The sequence below is a fragment of the Caballeronia sp. SL1002 genome, assembly GCF_057814995.1.
On the sequence record NZ_JBYMUW010000002.1, the window covers coordinates 60,672 to 77,926 of the forward strand.

Below are 17,255 nucleotides of genomic sequence, written 5' to 3' on the forward strand. Positions count from 1 at the left end.
CGAGCTCAAGACGTCAACGTTGAGCGCTCACGCTTATCGGCTGTAAGAAGACAGGCTAAGGGTCTGTAGCTCAGTTGGTTAGAGCACCGTCTTGATAAGGCGGGGGTCGTTGGTTCGAATCCAACCAGACCCACCATGACACGCGAAACGCAATGCGTGTTGTGCGGACCCTCAAGCGACATGGTAATAGGGGGATTAGCTCAGCTGGGAGAGCACCTGCTTTGCAAGCAGGGGGTCGTCGGTTCGATCCCGTCATCCTCCACCAATCTTCAATGCACAGGGTTTGCCATTCGGGTGAATGGTTTTGAATCTTGTGCATTGGCGATTGAGCCAGTCAGAGGATATTAATTATTTAATATCGGCTGCACGTTCTTTAACAATCTGGAAGAAGTAGTAAAGAGATTCACGAAAGCATACTTAGAGATGGGTGTGTGAGTAGGTGGATCAGGGTTGTGATTGTATCAAAGTATGAAAAGGTAATCGAAAGATTGCTTTGGAATACGGCGCAACACGAATACTCAACCTATGGCGTTGTGGCGAAGTTCCCTACGGGGACACGGAGACACACTCGTTATAGGGTCAAGCGAACAAGTGCATGTGGTGGATGCCTTGGCGATCACAGGCGATGAAGGACGCGGTAGCCTGCGAAAAGCTACGGGGAGCTGGCAAACGAGCTTTGATCCGTAGATGTCCGAATGGGGAAACCCACTCCTAATGGAGTATCCATGACTGAATACATAGGTCATGCGAAGCGAACGCGGTGAACTGAAACATCTAAGTAACCGCAGGAAAAGAAATCAACCGAGATTCCCAGAGTAGTGGCGAGCGAAATGGGATCAGCCTGTACTCTTTATCTTCATTGTTAGTCGAAGGCTCTGGAAAGTGCCGCCATAGCAGGTGATAGCCCTGTAGACGAAAACAGCGAGGAAGAACTAGGTGTACGACAAGTAGGGCGGGACACGTGAAATCCTGTCTGAAGATGGGGGGACCATCCTCCAAGGCTAAATACTCGTGATCGACCGATAGTGAACCAGTACCGTGAGGGAAAGGCGAAAAGAACCCCGGGAGGGGAGTGAAATAGATCCTGAAACCGCATGCATACAAACAGTCGGAGCCTCGTAAGGGGTGACGGCGTACCTTTTGTATAATGGGTCAGCGACTTACGTTCAGTAGCAAGCTTAACTGATTAAGGCAGGCGTAGCGAAAGCGAGTCCGAATAGGGCGTTCAGTTGCTGGGCGTAGACCCGAAACCAAGTGATCTATCCATGGCCAGGTTGAAGGTGCGGTAACACGTACTGGAGGACCGAACCCACTAACGTTGAAAAGTTAGGGGATGAGCTGTGGATAGGGGTGAAAGGCTAAACAAACTTGGAAATAGCTGGTTCTCTCCGAAAACTATTTAGGTAGTGCCTCGTGTATCACCTTCGGGGGTAGAGCACTGTCATGGTTGTGGGGTCCATTGCGGATTACTACGCCATAGCAAACTCCGAATACCGAAGAGTGCAATCACGGGAGACAGACATCGGGTGCTAACGTCCGGTGTCAAGAGGGAAACAACCCAGACCGCCAGCTAAGGTCCCAAAGATTGGCTAAGTGGGAAACGAAGTGGGAAGGCTAAAACAGTCAGGAGGTTGGCTTAGAAGCAGCCATCCTTTAAAGAAAGCGTAATAGCTCACTGATCGAGTCGTCCTGCGCGGAAGATGTAACGGGGCTCAAGCCAGTCACCGAAGCTGCGGATGCATATTTATATGCATGGTAGGAGAGCGTTCCGTAAGCCTGCGAAGGTGCATTGAAAAGTGCGCTGGAGGTATCGGAAGTGCGAATGCTGACATGAGTAGCGATAAAGGGGGTGAAAAGCCCCCTCGCCGTAAGCCCAAGGTTTCCTACGCAACGTTCATCGGCGTAGGGTGAGTCGGCCCCTAAGGCGAGGCAGAAATGCGTAGCTGATGGGAAGCAGGTTAATATTCCTGCACCATTGTTAGATGCGATGGGGGGACGGATCGCGGAAGGTTGTCCGGGTGTTGGAAGTCCCGGTCCTTGCATTGGAGAAGGCGCTTAGGCAAATCCGGGCGCGGAATTCAAGGGTGTGAGGCCATTCACTTAGGTGAAGAAGCAATCGGAAGTGGTTCCAAGAAAAGCCTCTAAGCTTCAGTCTAACAAGACCGTACCGCAAACCGACACAGGTGGGCGAGATGAGTATTCTAAGGCGCTTGAGAGAACTCGGGAGAAGGAACTCGGCAAATTGGTACCGTAACTTCGGGATAAGGTACGCCCTTGTAGCTTGACTGGCCTGCGCCAGGAGGGTGAGAGGGTTGCAATAAACTGGTGGCTGCGACTGTTTAATAAAAACACAGCACTCTGCAAACACGAAAGTGGACGTATAGGGTGTGACGCCTGCCCGGTGCCGGAAGATTAAATGATGGGGTGCAAGCTCTTGATTGAAGTCCCGGTAAACGGCGGCCGTAACTATAACGGTCCTAAGGTAGCGAAATTCCTTGTCGGGTAAGTTCCGACCTGCACGAATGGCGTAACGATGGCCACACTGTCTCCTCCCGAGACTCAGCGAAGTTGAAGTGTTTGTGATGATGCAATCTCCCCGCGGCTAGACGGAAAGACCCCATGAACCTTTACTGTAGCTTTGCATTGGACTTTGAACCGATCTGTGTAGGATAGGTGGGAGGCTATGAAACCGGAACGCTAGTTTCGGTGGAGCCGTCCTTGAAATACCACCCTGGTTTGTTTGAGGTTCTAACCTTGGCCCGTGATCCGGGTCGGGGACAGTGCATGGTAGGCAGTTTGACTGGGGCGGTCTCCTCCCAAAGTGTAACGGAGGAGTACGAAGGTACGCTAGGTACGGTCGGAAATCGTGCTGATAGTGCAATGGCATAAGCGTGCTTAACTGCGAGACCGACAAGTCGAGCAGGTGCGAAAGCAGGTCATAGTGATCCGGTGGTTCTGTATGGAAGGGCCATCGCTCAACGGATAAAAGGTACTCTGGGGATAACAGGCTGATACCGCCCAAGAGTTCATATCGACGGCGGTGTTTGGCACCTCGATGTCGGCTCATCTCATCCTGGGGCTGTAGCCGGTCCCAAGGGTATGGCTGTTCGCCATTTAAAGAGGTACGTGAGCTGGGTTTAAAACGTCGTGAGACAGTTTGGTCCCTATCTGCCGTGGGCGTTGGATATTTGAAGGGGGCTGCTCCTAGTACGAGAGGACCGGAGTGGACGAACCTCTGGTGTACCGGTTGTCACGCCAGTGGCATCGCCGGGTAGCTATGTTCGGAAGAGATAACCGCTGAAAGCATCTAAGCGGGAAACTCGCCTTAAGATGAGATATCCCTGGGGCTTCGAGCCCCTTGAAGGGTCGTTCTAGACCAGGACGTTGATAGGTCAGGTGTGGAAGTGCAGTAATGCATTAAGCTAACTGATACTAATTGCCCGTAAGGCTTGATCCTATAACCAGTGTGTTTTACGTCATGAGTGAGTGCTGTAGCGCCTACTCAGGACCACCCCCGAAGGGGGTACGTCATGCACACCCAGGTTGAGATTAAGTGTTGTGCCCAATACAAGCACAGCCCAAGTAACACCAGTAATACCGAACGCGTTTAACCTGCGCAGTTCGACTACTTCTTCCCAGATTGGTTGTGGACGTTTCTCCCAAGAAACGACGCAACAACAAGTCATGCCTGATGACCATAGCGAGTCGGTACCACCCCTTCCCATCCCGAACAGGACCGTGAAACGACTCTACGCCGATGATAGTGCGGGTTCCCGTGTGAAAGTAGGTAATCGTCAGGCTCCTTATGCAGTATCGCCTAAACCCCACCCCAAAAAGGTGGGGTTTTTGCGTTTCTGTGCGCGCTTTACAACGCATCTCCGGCAGTCCTACTGGCTCGCACACCCCGCTCACCCGCTCACCCGCTCACCCAATCACCCAATCACCCAATCACCCAATCACCCAATCACCAATCACCAATCACCAATCACCAATCACCAATCACCAATCACCAATCACCAATCACCAATCACCAATCACCAATCACCAATCACCAATCACCAATCACCCAATCACCCAATCACCCAATCACCCAATCACCCAATCACTAATCACCCAATCACCAATCACCCAATCACCCAATCACCCAATCACCTGAGCGCGTCAATAATCGAATTAAGATCGCTCCTTCAATGCCTGGCACATTCAATCGCCGATAAACATCTGTGGCGACCAGTACTCATCGCGATAAAAAACGCTCGGCCATCTTCACCCAATATGTCGATCCGATCGACAGTAGCTCATCGTTGAAATCGTAGCTTGCGTTGTGCAACATGCACGGCCCCGCGCCATGTCCGTGCTCGCGATGATCACCCGCACCATTGCCCAAAAACGCATAGCAGCCGGGTTTCGCCAGAAGCATGAACGAAAAGTCCTCCGCACCCATGGTCGGTTCGACGGATGTGTCGACGTTTTCCGTGCCTACGACCTCGGCCATGACCGTCGCCGCAAACTTTGTTTCCTCGGCATCGTTGATGGTCGGCGGATAGTTGCGGTGAAAGTCGAATTCGACGGTGCAGTCGTACGCGGCCGCGGTGGCTTCGACAATTTTCCGCATGCGGCTCTCGATCAGATCCAAAGTCTCCACCGTGAACGTGCGCACGGTTCCACCGAGCCACGCTTCCTCGGGCACTACGTTCATCGCATCGCCAGCGTGGATCTGCGTGATCGAAAGGACCGCTGTGTCGATCGGCTTTTTGTTGCGCGTGATGATGCCCTGCAAGCCGTTCGCGATCTGAACGGCCGTGAAAACAGGATCGTGCCCGTTATGCGGCAAGGCCGCGTGCGATCCGACGCCCCTCACCTTAATGCGAAACTCGTTGCTCGACGCCATGATCGGGCCCGGCGTCACGCCAAAGTGTCCGGGCGGCATGCCCGGCCAGTTGTGAATACCGAAAACGGCATCGACGGGAAATTTCTCAAATAGCCCGTCTTCGATCATTGCGCGAGCTCCCGCGCCGCCTTCCTCCGCCGGCTGGAAGATGAACACAACCGTGCCGTCGAATGTGCCCCGCTCGGCCAGATGTTTCGCCGCGCCGAGCAGCATGGCCGTGTGGCCGTCGTGGCCGCACGCATGCATCCGGCCGTCGTGCGTCGAGCGATGGCCGAACGTATTGATTTCCTGGATCGGCAGCGCGTCCATGTCCGCGCGCAATCCGACCGAAGCCGCGCTCGTGCCGCGCTTCAGGACGCCAACGACGCCCGTTTTACCCAAGCCGCGATGCACTTCGATCCCCCAGCGTTCAAGGTTGTCCGCGACCAGTTTGGCGGTGGCGGTCTCTTCGTAACGCAATTCCGGATGCGCGTGGATCGTTCGTCGGAGTGCCTTGATTTCGTCGTGTGCTGCTTCGATTTCGGGGATCAGGTTCATTTGAGAAAACCTCTGTTTGCCTATGAAGATCGCGCGTGAATCTGCGCCCGTTGCCATTTATTCTACGCTGTCACTATTTGGCGATTCGCCCGGTGGACAACCTCAAGCCGTAATAAAATCGGAATCCACCGAATTTTCTCCGCTTTTTCCCGGACTCTCCGATGAATGCTCCCGTCGAATTTGCGCGGGCCGTCTGCCCGCATGACTGCCCCGACACCTGCGCGATGCGCGTTACCGTTCAGGACGGCCGCGCAATAAAGGTGGCCGGCGATCCGGATCATCCGCCGACGCAAGGCGTACTTTGCACGAAGGTGACGCGTTACGCAGAGCGCACGCATCATCGCGATCGTCTGTTGACGCCGATGCGCCGGATCGGGAAGAAGGGCGAAGGGCGCTTCGAACCGATTGGGTGGGACGAAGCCCTGAAACTGGCGGCGCATCGGCTGGCGCCGATTGCTGCGCGCGCCCCCGAGGCGATTTTGCCGTACAGCTACGCGGGAACGATGGGTCTCGTGCAGGGCGAAAGTATCGCGGCGCGGTTTTTCAACGCACTCGGCGCGTCACGGCTTGAGCGATCGATTTGTGCTGCGGCCGGTGCTGCCGGGCTGCGCTATACCTACGGCGCGAGCCTCGGTATGCACACTGAGTATTACGAGGAAAGCGAGCTGATCCTCATTTGGGGATCGAATCCGATCGCGTCGAATTTGCACTTCTGGACGCGCGCGCAAGAGGCGAAGCGGCGCGGCGCGCGTTTGATCGCGATCGATCCGTACCGGTCGCTTACCGCCGAAAAGTGCCATCAGCACATCGCGTTGCGGCCGGGCACCGACGGCGCCCTCGCGCTTGCGATGATTCACGTTTTAATCGGCGAGGGGCTGATCGATCACGACTTTATAGACGCGCATACGCTCGGCTTCGACGGGCTCAAAGCGCGCGCGGCCGAGTATCCGCCGTCGCGCGCGGCGGGGATTTGCGGGATTGATGAGCAGGCGATTGTCGATCTCGCGCGCGCTTATGGTTCGACGCGAAAGTCGTCAATCCGCCTGAATTACGGGATGCAGCGCGTGCGCGGCGGCGGAAATGCGGTGCGCGCAATCGCCTGCCTGCCGTCGCTCACCGGCGCTTGGCGGGAGCGCTCGGGCGGATTGTTGCTGTCGTCGTCGGGATGGGCGCCTGTCGATGGCGTCGCGTTGGAAAGGCCGGACTTGCTGCCCGGTTGGCCGTCGGAGCTGCCGCGTATCGTGAATATGAATGCAATTGGCGACGCGTTGCTGCACGATGGTGACACGGATTTCGGGCCGCGCGTCGAAGCGGTGATCGTCTATAACTCGAACCCGGTGGCGGTCGCGCCGGATTCCGAAAAGGTCGCCGCGGGTTTCGCGCGCGAGGATCTCTTCACCATCGTGCTGGAACATTTCGAGACCGATACCGCCGATTACGCCGACCTGATTTTCCCCGCAACAACGCAACTCGAGCATCTGGACGTCCACAAATCGTATGGTCACACGCACGTGATGGCGAATCTCCCGGCGATTGCACCGGTTGGCGATTCGCGCTCGAACACCGAGATTTTCCGCGGGCTGGCGCGCGCGATGGGTCTGACGCATCCGGCGCTCTACGAAACCGACGACGAAATCGCCTCGCGCGCGCTGCGCTGGGACGATCCCGCGCTCGCCGGGCAAAGCTGGGAGACGCTTAAAACCGCGGGCTGGGCGCAACTGAAGCTGGCCGAGGCGCCGTTCGCGAATGGCGGATTTCGCACGCCGTCGGGCAAATGCGAGTTTTACAGCGAGCGTTTGAAGCAGGAAGGTCACGACCCGCTGCCCGATTATCTGCCGCCTTACGAGTCCGCCGAGGGATCGCCGGAACTGGCGGCCCGCTATCCGCTCGCGATGATTTCGCCGCCCGCGCGCAATTTTCTCAACAGCAGCTTTGTGAATGTGGAGAGTTTGCGCTCGACCGAAGGCGAGCCGCATGTGGATATTCATCCCGCCGATGCGCGCGCGCGCCAGATCGCGCACGGCGAGACGGTGCGCATTTTCAACGATCGCGGCTCGATGCGGGCGCGCGCCCGCGTGACCGACCGTGCGCGCGAGGGTTTGGTCGTCGGATTGTCGATCTGGTGGAAGAAGCTCGCGCCGGACGGCCGCAACGCCAATCAGGTCACGAGCCAGGCGCTCACCGATCTCGGCGGCTCGGCCACGTTTTATGACTGTCTGGTCGAAGTTGAACCGGCACACTAAACGACTTTGGAAAGAACGCGTCGCGCTGTCTCGAATGTGGCGTCTAACCCGGTTGTGGGAAACGAATCGAGCCGTTAGGATTCGTTTTCCGCACGACCATTCGAAAATCAAATAAAGGAGACGCCGTATGGAAAAAATCTGGCTGAAGTCCTATCCGGCCGGCGTGCCCGCGGAAATCGACACATCGCCTTACCGCTCGGTTTCCGAACTGCTCGTGGACAGTTTCCGGAAGAACCGCGACCGCCGCGCATTTGTCTGCATGGGACGCGCCATCACCTACGGCGAACTCGACGCGCTGTCCGTCAAACTCGCCACCTGGTTCCAGTCGCGTGGCATCAAGCCAGGCGCGCGCATCGCGTTGATGATGCCGAACGTGCTGCAATATCCGGTGGCGATCGCCGCCGTCCTGCGCGCGGGTTATATCGTGGTCAACGTGAATCCGCTCTACACCCCACGCGAACTCGAACACCAGTTGAAGGACAGCGGCGCCGAAGCCATCGTCCTGCTCGAAAATTTCGCGACCACGCTGCAAGCGGTCGTGAAGCACACGGCGATCAAGCACGTCGTGGTGGCGTCGATGGGCGACCTGATGGGCGTGAAGGGGTTGATCGTCAATTTCGTCGTCCGGCACGTGAAGAAAATGGTGCCCGCGTGGGATTTGCCGGGGCACGTGCGCTTTAACGACGCCATCGCCGAGGGCGCGCGCGGCACGCTTAACCCCGTTCAGCAAAGCCCGGACGACGTCGCGTTCCTGCAATACACCGGCGGCACGACGGGCGTCGCGAAAGGCGCGACGCTGCTGCACCGGAATTTGATCGCGAACGTGTTGCAGTCGGAAGTGTGGCTCGATCCGGCGCGCAAGAAGCGGCCGGATATCGACCAGTTCGTGTGCGTCGTGGCGCTGCCGCTTTATCACATCTTCGCGCTGACGGTGTGCGGGCTGCTGACCATCCGGACCGGCGGGATCGGCGTGTTGATTCCGAATCCGCGCGACATCGCGGGCACGATCAAGGAACTGAAAGGCTTCGCAATCAACACGTTTCCGGCCGTGAACACGCTGTACAACGCGCTGTTGAATCATCCGGATTTTGCCAAGCTCGATTTTTCGAAGCTGATGGCGGCGAACGGCGGCGGCATGGCGGTGCAGGAAGCGGTCGCGAAACGCTGGTTCCAGACGACGGGCGCGCCGATTGTGGAAGGTTACGGGCTGTCGGAAACCTCACCATGCGTGACCTGCAACCCGGTGACGGCCACCGAATATACCGGCACGATCGGCCTGCCGTTCCCGTCGACGGACATTTCCATCCGCGACGACGACAACCGCGAACTGCCGATCGGGCAGGCTGGCGAGATTTGCATTCGCGGCCCGCAGGTGATGGCGGGCTACTGGAATCGTCCCGATGAAACGGCGAAGGTCATGACGCCGGACGGCTTCTTCAAGTCGGGCGACGTGGGCGTGATGGACGAGCGCGGCTACGTGAAGATCGTCGATCGCAAGAAGGACATGATCCTGGTGTCGGGTTTCAACGTGTATCCGAACGAAATCGAGGACGTGGTCGCGAAACTGCCGGGCGTGTTCGAGGTCGCGGCGGTCGGCATGAAGGATTCGAATTCCGGCGAGGCGGTGAAGCTTTTCATCGTCAAGAAGGACCCGGCGCTGACCGAGGCGGATGTCGTCGCGTATTGCAAGGAGCAACTCACCGGCTATAAGCGGCCGAGGTTGATCGAGTTTCGCAGCGAATTGCCGAAGAGCAATGTGGGCAAGATTCTCCGCCGGGAATTGCGCGACGGGAAAGTCTGAGCGCTCGCCGGACGAGTGCAAAGCCTTCGTGCCGAACCAAACGGCACGAAGGCTTTTTTATTGGCGAGTCGCACCGTGGACGCCTCCTGTGACCTTTTTGCAGCATGCGCTAAAATCCCGCTTTGGTCGTTATCGCGACTCGTGTTGCCTGGTTTGCTCGCGTGGCCGACAGGGAACGCCCAAGGATTTCAAATGAGGAGGTGCCGGATATGCTGGACGAACTGATCACCGAATTCGATCGCGGGCTTCGTTCGATCGTCGGCGTGACGCGCATGTCGCGGCCCGTTCCGACACCGGACGTGCCGGCGGCTTTCGGCGAAGTGCCCGAACTCACCGACGAAGAAAAGGCCCATTCCGCAGCGCTGATGCGCGTGAACCACGTCGGCGAGGTCTGCGCTCAGGCGTTGTATCAGGCGCAAAAACTCGCGACGCGCACGCCTTCGGTGAAGGAAGGTTTCGAGCGCGCCGGACGCGAGGAGGAAGATCATCTCGCGTGGACGTCGCAGCGTCTCAAGGAGCTGGATTCGCGGCCGAGCCTGCTTAATCCGCTGTGGTACACCGGCGCGCTCGCGCTCGGGTTCTTCGCCGGGCGTCTCGGCGATCGCACGAGTCTGGGTTTCATGGCGGAGACGGAGCGTCAGGTCGAGCAGCATCTCGACGGGCATTTGAAGACGTTGCCGGAGAACGATCTGGCGTCGCGCGCGATCGTCGATCAAATGCGCGCCGACGAGAGCGCGCACGCCAGCGCGGCGACGGATGCGGGAGGCGTCGAGATGCCGTTTCCCGTGCGCGCGCTGATGCGGGCGGCATCGAAAGTCATGACGCGCACGGCTTATTACATTTGATCTGTCCGGTTTCGCACGGTCGTCCCGCTCGCTAAAGTGGGACGATCCTCCCACCAGTCGTACCCGCCCCGAATTTCCCCTTCCCGCCGCACTTGTCGCTTCGCAGAACGCTTAAGATTCGCGCGTTTCGCCCGATCATTTCACGTATTACCTTCACACTCTCCACTACATCGTTCATTCGTAACGATTTTCAGTTTTTTAGCTCACTTGAAGCTCGTGCGCTAAGTCCTTGTTCTAGCAAACAAAATTAATCAAAAAGCCGAAGCGAGTATTGACCGTGTAAAAGCGTTCCTCTAAAGTGGGAGACAGTGTGAGAAAGTGTTTTTTAGTGTGATTTCAAGCTCACTTTCCGGCATATTCGACAAGAACCGGCGCCGCTTCCGCGGCGACGTCACAGAGGAGAGGGCGAGTGTTCCAAGGGGCTTCGGCGCTGACGCTCGATGCGAAGGGACGGATGTCCGTCCCGTCTCGCTATCGCGAAGCGCTGCAAGGACAGGCAGAAGGCCGGGTCACGCTCACAAAGAGCCCGGATGGATGCCTGTTGCTCTTTCCTCGCCCCGAGTGGGAAGTCTTTCGCGCGAAAGTCGCCGCGCTTCCGATGGAAGCCGCGTGGTGGCAGCGCATTTTCCTGGGCAATGCAATGGACGTCGAACTCGACACCGCCGGGCGCGTGCTCGTGTCGCCGGAGTTGCGTTCGGCTGCGTCGCTTGAGAAAAACCTGACGCTGCTCGGCATGGGCAACCGGTTCGAGTTGTGGGACGCAGAAACGTACGCGGCGAAGGAAGCGGCGGCAATGGCGCAGGGCATGCCCGACGCGCTGAAGAACTTCACTTTCTGACGCGGCGCTGAACAACATGGCACCTGCGATGGGAAACGAATTGCAGCATCGCACGGTGCTGCTGGATGAGGCGGTGGACGGTCTGGTGACGCGTCCCGACGGCATCTATATAGATGGCACGTTCGGGCGGGGCGGCCACAGCGGGCTGGTGCTGACGAAGCTGGGTGACGCGGGGCGTCTGATCGCCTTCGACAAAGACCCGCTCGCCATCGCCACGGCGCAACAAATACAGGATGCGCGATTTTCAATCGTGCATGACAGTTTCGCGGCGCTGCGCGATGCGGCGAGCGAACGTGGAGTAGGGCGGGTGTCGGGCGTGTTGCTGGACCTGGGTGTGTCGTCGCCGCAAGTAGACGACCCGGGCCGCGGCTTCAGTTTTCGGGCCGACGGCCCGCTCGATATGCGGATGGACCCGACGCGCGGCGAATCGGCTGCTGACTGGCTGGCGCGGGCAACGGTGCAGGAATTGACGGAGGTGATCAGAGATTATGGGGAAGAACGGTTTGCTTTTCAGATTGCAAAGGCGCTTGTTGCTCGCCGGGCAGAGTCCGACCGTCTTGGGCCTCTCGTCAGCACGAGCGAGCTTGCCGAAATCGTGGGTCACGTCGTCAAAACCCGTGAGAAGGGCAAGGACCCGGCAACTCGCACCTTTCAGGCTATACGGATTCACATCAATCAAGAGCTTGCGGAGCTGCAAGTAGTTCTGGAATCAGCGTTGGCGCTGTTGGAGCAAGGGGGGCGGCTGGTCGTGATCAGCTTTCATTCGCTTGAGGACCGAATCGTGAAGCGGTTCATGCAGACACACGCGAGTGCGCCTGCCATCGACCGGCGGCTGCCGATTCGCGCGGTGGACTTGCCCAGTCCGCCGCTGCGCATTGTCGGCCGCGTGTTCGCGAGCGATGCGGAAGTCGCGGCGAATCCGCGCGCCAGGTCGGCCGTGATGCGAATCGCCGAGCGGATCGCGCCATGAACCGCCTGAACATCTTCCTCTTGATGATCGTGCTCGGATGCGCGCTGTCGGTCGTGTCCGCCACCAATCAGCAGCGGCAGATTTTTATCGAATTGCAGCGGGCGCAGTCGCAGGAGCGTCAGCTTCAGCAGGACTTCTCGCAGTTTCAATATCAGCAGAGCGCGTTGTCGAAGACGTCGCGAATCGAGCAGTTGGCTACCAATTCCCTGAAGATGCAGCCCGTGACGACCGGCCGCACGCAATATCTCACCTACGACCCGGCGACCGCCAAGGCCGCCGATGCGCCGTTGCCGCCGCCGCTTCCGGCGTCGGCGCCGCCTGCCCGCGGAGCCAAGCGATGAAAAAATCCGCGAAGCAAAAGGGTGTGGCGTTCACCCCCAATCCGATCCTCTCGGTGCGCCTGCCGATGTGGCGCTCGAAACTCGTCGTGTTCATGCTGTTCATGGCATTCGTGGCGCTGGCGGGCCGCGCCTTCTGGATTCAGGGTCCGGGCAACGCATTCTTCAAGAAGCAGGGCGAAAGCCGCTATCAGCGCACGCTCGAATTGCCGGCGACGCGCGGGCAGATTCGCGACCGCAACGGTCTGGTGCTCGCTACCAGTCTGCCGGTGAAGGCGATCTGGGCGATTCCCGAAGCCGTGCCGAACGATCTCGGCGCGGACAAGCTGGCTCAGCTCGCGACGCTGCTCGACATGACGCAGAAAGAGTTGCGCGCGAAGCTTTCGGTCGACAAGACGTTCGTGTACGTGAAGCGCCAGGTGCCGATGGAAGTGGCGCAGAAAGTGGCCGCGCTCGATATTCCCGGCATTTATTCGCGCGGCGAATACAAGCGCTTCTATCCGGAAGGCGAAATCACGGCGCATCTGATCGGCTTTACTAATATTGAAGACAAGGGCCAGGAAGGCGTCGAACTCGGCGACCAGCACATTCTGGCCGGCACGCCGGGCATGCGGCGCGTCATCAAGGACCGCATGGGCCATATCGTCGAGGACGTGGACGAGCAGGTCGTGCCGCACGACGGAACGGACGTCGAACTGTCGATCGACAGCAAGATCCAGTACATCGCGTACACGAACCTGAAGGCGGCGGTCGAGAAGTTCAAGGCGAAGGCAGGCGCGGCAATCGTGATCGACGTGAAGACGGGGGAAGTGCTCGCGCTCGTCAACTATCCCACGTACAACCCGAACGACCGCTCGCGGATGACCGGCGAGCAGTTGCGCAACCGTATCCTCACCGACACCTTCGAACCCGGCTCGATCATGAAGCCGTTCACGGTGTCGCTCGCGCTCGATCTGCATCGCGTGACGCCGAATACGCTCGTGGAAACGGGTGGCGGCACTTTCGTGCTCGACGGCGCGCGCATCACCGACGATTCCGGTTTCGGCACGCTGACAGTCGGCGGCGTGATCCAGAAGTCGAGCAATATCGGCGCGACCAAGATTGCGATGCAGTTGAAGCCGGAAGAAATGTGGAACATGTACACGAGCATCGGTCTCGGTCAGGCGCCGAAGGTCGGTTTTCCGGGCGCGGTGACCGGACGCTTGCGTCCGTGGAAGAGCTGGCGGCGCATCGAGCAGGCGACCATGTCTTATGGCTACGGTTTGTCGGCGTCGCTGTTCCAGCTTTCGCGCGCCTACACGGCTATCGCCAACGACGGCCAGATCTTGCCGGTATCGATTTTCCGTACGCCCGGCGACCAGCCGCCCGTGACCACGCAGGTTTTCTCGCCCACCACCGCGCGTGAAGTGCGCGCGATGCTCGAAACCGTGACGGCGAAGGGCGGCACGTCGCCGGACGCGGCGGTGCCGGGTTATCGAGTAGGCGGCAAGAGCGGCACGGCGTACAAGCACGCGGGACGCGGCTACGATCACTCGAAGTACCGCGCGTCGTTCGTCGGCATGGCGCCGATGCCGAATCCGCGCATCGTGGTGGCGGTGTCCGTCGATGAACCGACCGCCGGCAGCCACTTCGGCGGGCAGGTGTCCGGGCCGGTGTTCTCGTCGATTGTCGGCGATACGCTGCGTTCGCTGAATATTCCGCCCGATATGCCGGTCAAGCAGATGGTCGTGAACGACGACTCCGCTCAGAATCCCGCCGCGCCCGCTCAGAACCCGGTGCAAACTCCGCCGAAAAAAATCGCGGTGTCGAGCAACACGAAGACGCATCCGGGAGTCGTGCGATGACGGCGACGCCCGACAAGCAGATCGCGCAGGCGGTCGAATGGCTACGCGCCAATGCACCGGCCTCGGCCCAGTTGCACGCGGACACGCGCTCGCTTCAGGCGGGCGACGTGTTTTTCGCGTATGCGGTGGACGGCGCGGACAACCGGCCGTATATCGATACCGCGCTCGCCGCTGGCGCTTCGGTTGCGCTCTATCAGCCGGAAGGTTTCGCGGGCCATCCCGACGCCGCGAAAACGCTGGGCGTGCCCGCGCTGAACGAACTGGCGGGATCGATTGCGTCGGCGTGGTACGGCTTGCCGAGCGAATCCATGCTGACGGTCGGCGTCACCGGCACGAACGGGAAGACTTCCTGTAGCCAGTGGCTCGCGAGCGCGTTGTCGGCGCTGGGCAAGCCGTGCGCGATTATCGGCACGCTCGGCAGCGGCATGCCGGGCAAGCTCGTGCAGACAGGATTCACCACGCCCGACGCGCCGCAATTGCAACGCACGCTCGCGCAACTCAAGGCGGAAGGCGCGCAAGCCGTGGCGATGGAAGTGTCGTCGCATGCGCTGCATCAGGGGCGCGTGAACGGCACGGCGTTCGATATCGCCATTTTCACGAATCTCACGCAGGATCATCTCGATTACCACGGCACCTTCGACGCCTACGAGGCCGCGAAGGCGCGTCTGTTCGCATGGCCGACGCTCAGCGCCGCCGTCGTCAATCGCGACGACGCAGCCGGACAGCGCCTGATCGACGCGCTGCGCGGCAAGGTGCGCACGATTGCGTACGGGATCGACGTGGCCGCAGCGCCCGCGCCGCGCGCCGACGCGTTGCTGCTCGCGACCAACGTGCGCGCGACCGCCAGCGGCACCGCGTTTCACCTCGCGTCCGACTGGGGCGACGCGGATGTCGAAGTCGGCACGCTCGGCGCGTTCAACGTGAGCAATTTGCTCGGCGTGCTCGGCGCGCTGCTCGCCGCCGAGGTTCCGCTTGCCGCCGCGCTCGCGCAGATCGCTAAACTCGAACCGGTGAACGGCCGCATGCAGCGACTCGGCGGCCGCCTGCAAAACGACGAACCGCTCGTCGTGATCGACTACGCACACACGCCGGACGCGCTCGATAAAACGCTCGACGCGCTGCGTCCGATTGCCGAGGCGCGCGGCGGTCAGCTCGTCTGCATGTTCGGCTGCGGCGGTGACCGCGACGCGACCAAGCGTCCGCTGATGGGCGCGATCGCCGAGAAGCGCGCGGACCAGGTCGTCATCACGAGCGACAACCCGCGCAGCGAAGATCCCCAGTCGATCATCGAACAGATCGCCGCGGGCATGACGGACGCGTCGCGCGCGCGCCGCATCGAAGACCGCGCGAGCGCGATTCTCCAGGCCGTCCGCACGGCGGCCCGCGAGGACGTGATCGTGCTGGCCGGTAAAGGCCACGAGGCCACGCAGGAAATCATGGGCAAGAAACGCGCGTTCTCCGATCAGGATCATGCAAGGCTCGCACTGGCTGCGCGCCCGCAACACACACGCGGAGGCGGCGAATGACGATGTTCACCTTGCGCGACGCCGCCGCGCTGATTCCCGGCGCGGTCGTTGTCGGCGATGAAAATACGGCGTTCGAACGCGTCTCGACCGACAGCCGCACGGCAGGTCCGGGCGATCTTTTCGTGGCGGTGAAGGGTGACCGTTTCGATGCGCATGATTTCCTGGAACAGGTTGCGGCCCGCGGCATCGCCGCCGCGCTGGTCTCGCGCACGCCCGAAGGTTTCGCGCTGCCAGCCTTGAAGGTAAAGGACACGCGCGCGGCACTCGGTGCTATTGCGCACGGATGGCGTAAGCGATTTTCGGTCCCGCTCGTCGCCGTGACCGGCAGCAACGGCAAGACGACGGTCAAAGAGATGATCGCGTCGATCTTTGCGGCGGCTGTCGGCGAGTCCGCGCGTCTCGCCACGGCGGGCAATTTCAACAACGACATCGGCTTGCCGCTCACGCTGTTCCGCCTGACCGACACGCACAAGCTCGCGGTGATCGAACTCGGCATGAATCATCCGGGCGAAACCGAAGTGCTCGGCCGGATCGCCGCGCCGACGGTGGCTGTCGTGAACAACGCGCAGCGCGAGCATCAGGAATTCATGGCGACCGTGGAAGCGGTCGCGCTCGAACATGCGTCGGTGATTCATGCGCTCGGGCCCGACGGCACGGCCGTGTTCCCCGCCGACGACAAATACGCGAGCATCTGGCGCGTCGCCGCGACGGGCAATCCCATCGTCGATTTCGCGCTCACCGACGACACCACGAAAGCGGCAGTCACGGGGCGCATCGTCGGCACGAACGTCATCGCGCAAACGCCGCTCGGTCCGGTTGAAATCGCGTTGCGCGTGCTCGGCGAGCACAACGCGCGCAATGCGCTGGCGGCGGCATCGGCGGCGATTGCCGCGGGCGTCTCGCTCGACGCCATCAAGCGCGGCCTCGAAGCATTCGAACCGGTGAAGGGCCGCCTGCAGGTGAAGCGCGCGGCGGTGGCGCCGATCGAAGGCGCGATCGTGATCGACGACACCTACAACTCGAATCCCGATTCGATGCGCGCGGCCATCGACGTGCTCGCGTCGCAAAGTTCGCCGCGCGTGCTCGTCATGGGCGACATGGGCGAAGTGGGCGATCAGGGTGCCGCGTTTCATCGCGAAGTGGGCGCGTATGCGGCGGAACGCGGGATCGATGCGCTGTTCGCGCTCGGCGATGCGAGCCTCGACGCGAAGAAAGCCTTCGAAGCCGCGCACGCCAATGCGCACCACTTCAACGACGTGCACGCACTGATTCAAGCATTGACCCAGGCCGGATTCGGACCCGGCGCTACGTTTCTCGTGAAAGGCTCGCGGTTCATGAAAATGGAACGCGTGGTGGACGCCGTGACGAGTCCACACCAACAAGCGTCGGGCACAGCGCCCGGCGCGCACTGAAGAAGAAGGA

Annotated in this window: 10 protein-coding genes, 2 tRNA genes and 2 rRNA genes; 13 read left to right on the plus strand and 1 reads right to left on the minus strand. The window is 60.2% G+C overall.

Translation table 11 applies throughout. The annotated features are described in order from the left end of the window. The first annotated feature begins 59 nt into the window (after positions 1-59). The 4 genes from AC3D25_RS03220 to rrf all read left to right on the plus strand — a co-directional run bounded on the left by AC3D25_RS03220 (position 60) and on the right by rrf (position 3,800). Positions 60-136: transfer RNA gene (locus tag AC3D25_RS03220), tRNA-Ile, on the plus strand. 53 nt (positions 137-189) lie between these two features. Further along, positions 190-265, plus strand: a tRNA-Ala gene (locus tag AC3D25_RS03225). A 312-nt stretch (positions 266-577) separates the two neighbouring features. Continuing rightward, a 23S ribosomal RNA gene (locus AC3D25_RS03230) occupies positions 578-3,457 on the plus strand. Positions 3,458-3,687: 230 nt separating this feature from the next. Continuing rightward, positions 3,688-3,800: ribosomal RNA gene (rrf, locus tag AC3D25_RS03235) — 5S ribosomal RNA — on the plus strand. Between the two features lie 437 nt (positions 3,801-4,237). Here the strand turns inward: rrf and AC3D25_RS03240 are convergent. Next, positions 4,238-5,428: a M20 aminoacylase family protein gene (locus AC3D25_RS03240; protein ID WP_488887046.1), complete on the minus strand. Its 1,191-nt coding sequence runs from the start codon at positions 5,426-5,428 to the stop codon at positions 4,238-4,240. Positions 5,429-5,589: 161 nt separating this feature from the next. On the opposite strand from AC3D25_RS03240, the gene AC3D25_RS03245 reads away from it, so the two are divergent. The 9 genes from AC3D25_RS03245 to AC3D25_RS03285 all read left to right on the plus strand — a co-directional run bounded on the left by AC3D25_RS03245 (position 5,590) and on the right by AC3D25_RS03285 (position 17,245). After that, a complete protein-coding gene (locus AC3D25_RS03245) occupies positions 5,590-7,671 on the plus strand; it encodes a molybdopterin-containing oxidoreductase family protein (protein ID WP_488887047.1) in 2,082 nt (693 codons plus the stop codon). A 127-nt stretch (positions 7,672-7,798) separates the two neighbouring features. After that, a complete protein-coding gene (locus tag AC3D25_RS03250) occupies positions 7,799-9,472 on the plus strand; it encodes a long-chain fatty acid--CoA ligase (RefSeq protein ID WP_488887048.1) in 1,674 nt (557 codons plus the stop codon). A 209-nt stretch (positions 9,473-9,681) separates the two neighbouring features. Beyond that, complete coding sequence (gene coq7, locus AC3D25_RS03255; RefSeq protein ID WP_488887049.1) at positions 9,682-10,317, plus strand: 2-polyprenyl-3-methyl-6-methoxy-1,4-benzoquinone monooxygenase; 636 nt, start codon at positions 9,682-9,684, stop codon at positions 10,315-10,317. Positions 10,318-10,726: 409 nt separating this feature from the next. After that, positions 10,727-11,155 (plus strand): division/cell wall cluster transcriptional repressor MraZ, encoded by a 429-nt coding sequence (mraZ, locus tag AC3D25_RS03260; RefSeq protein ID WP_488887050.1) that lies wholly within the window; start codon positions 10,727-10,729, stop codon positions 11,153-11,155. A gap of 16 nt (positions 11,156-11,171) precedes the next feature. After that, complete coding sequence (gene rsmH, locus AC3D25_RS03265) at positions 11,172-12,125, plus strand: 16S rRNA (cytosine(1402)-N(4))-methyltransferase RsmH (protein ID WP_488887051.1); 954 nt, start codon at positions 11,172-11,174, stop codon at positions 12,123-12,125. Beyond that, on the plus strand, positions 12,122-12,466 hold the full coding sequence (ftsL, locus tag AC3D25_RS03270; protein WP_488887052.1) for a cell division protein FtsL: 345 nt from the start codon (positions 12,122-12,124) through the stop codon (positions 12,464-12,466). The genes rsmH and ftsL overlap by 4 nt, the downstream gene beginning before the upstream one ends. Next, on the plus strand, positions 12,463-14,307 hold the full coding sequence (locus AC3D25_RS03275) for a peptidoglycan D,D-transpeptidase FtsI family protein (protein ID WP_488887053.1): 1,845 nt from the start codon (positions 12,463-12,465) through the stop codon (positions 14,305-14,307). Before ftsL ends, AC3D25_RS03275 begins: the two co-directional genes overlap by 4 nt. Then, positions 14,304-15,833: a UDP-N-acetylmuramoyl-L-alanyl-D-glutamate--2,6-diaminopimelate ligase gene (locus tag AC3D25_RS03280; RefSeq protein WP_488887054.1), complete on the plus strand. Its 1,530-nt coding sequence runs from the start codon at positions 14,304-14,306 to the stop codon at positions 15,831-15,833. The genes AC3D25_RS03275 and AC3D25_RS03280 overlap by 4 nt, the downstream gene beginning before the upstream one ends. After that, the gene (locus AC3D25_RS03285) at positions 15,830-17,245 is read left to right on the plus strand and encodes a UDP-N-acetylmuramoyl-tripeptide--D-alanyl-D-alanine ligase (RefSeq protein WP_488887055.1); all 1,416 of its coding nucleotides are present in this window, start codon (positions 15,830-15,832) and stop codon (positions 17,243-17,245) included. The genes AC3D25_RS03280 and AC3D25_RS03285 overlap by 4 nt, the downstream gene beginning before the upstream one ends. Positions 17,246-17,255: the final 10 nt, after the last annotated feature.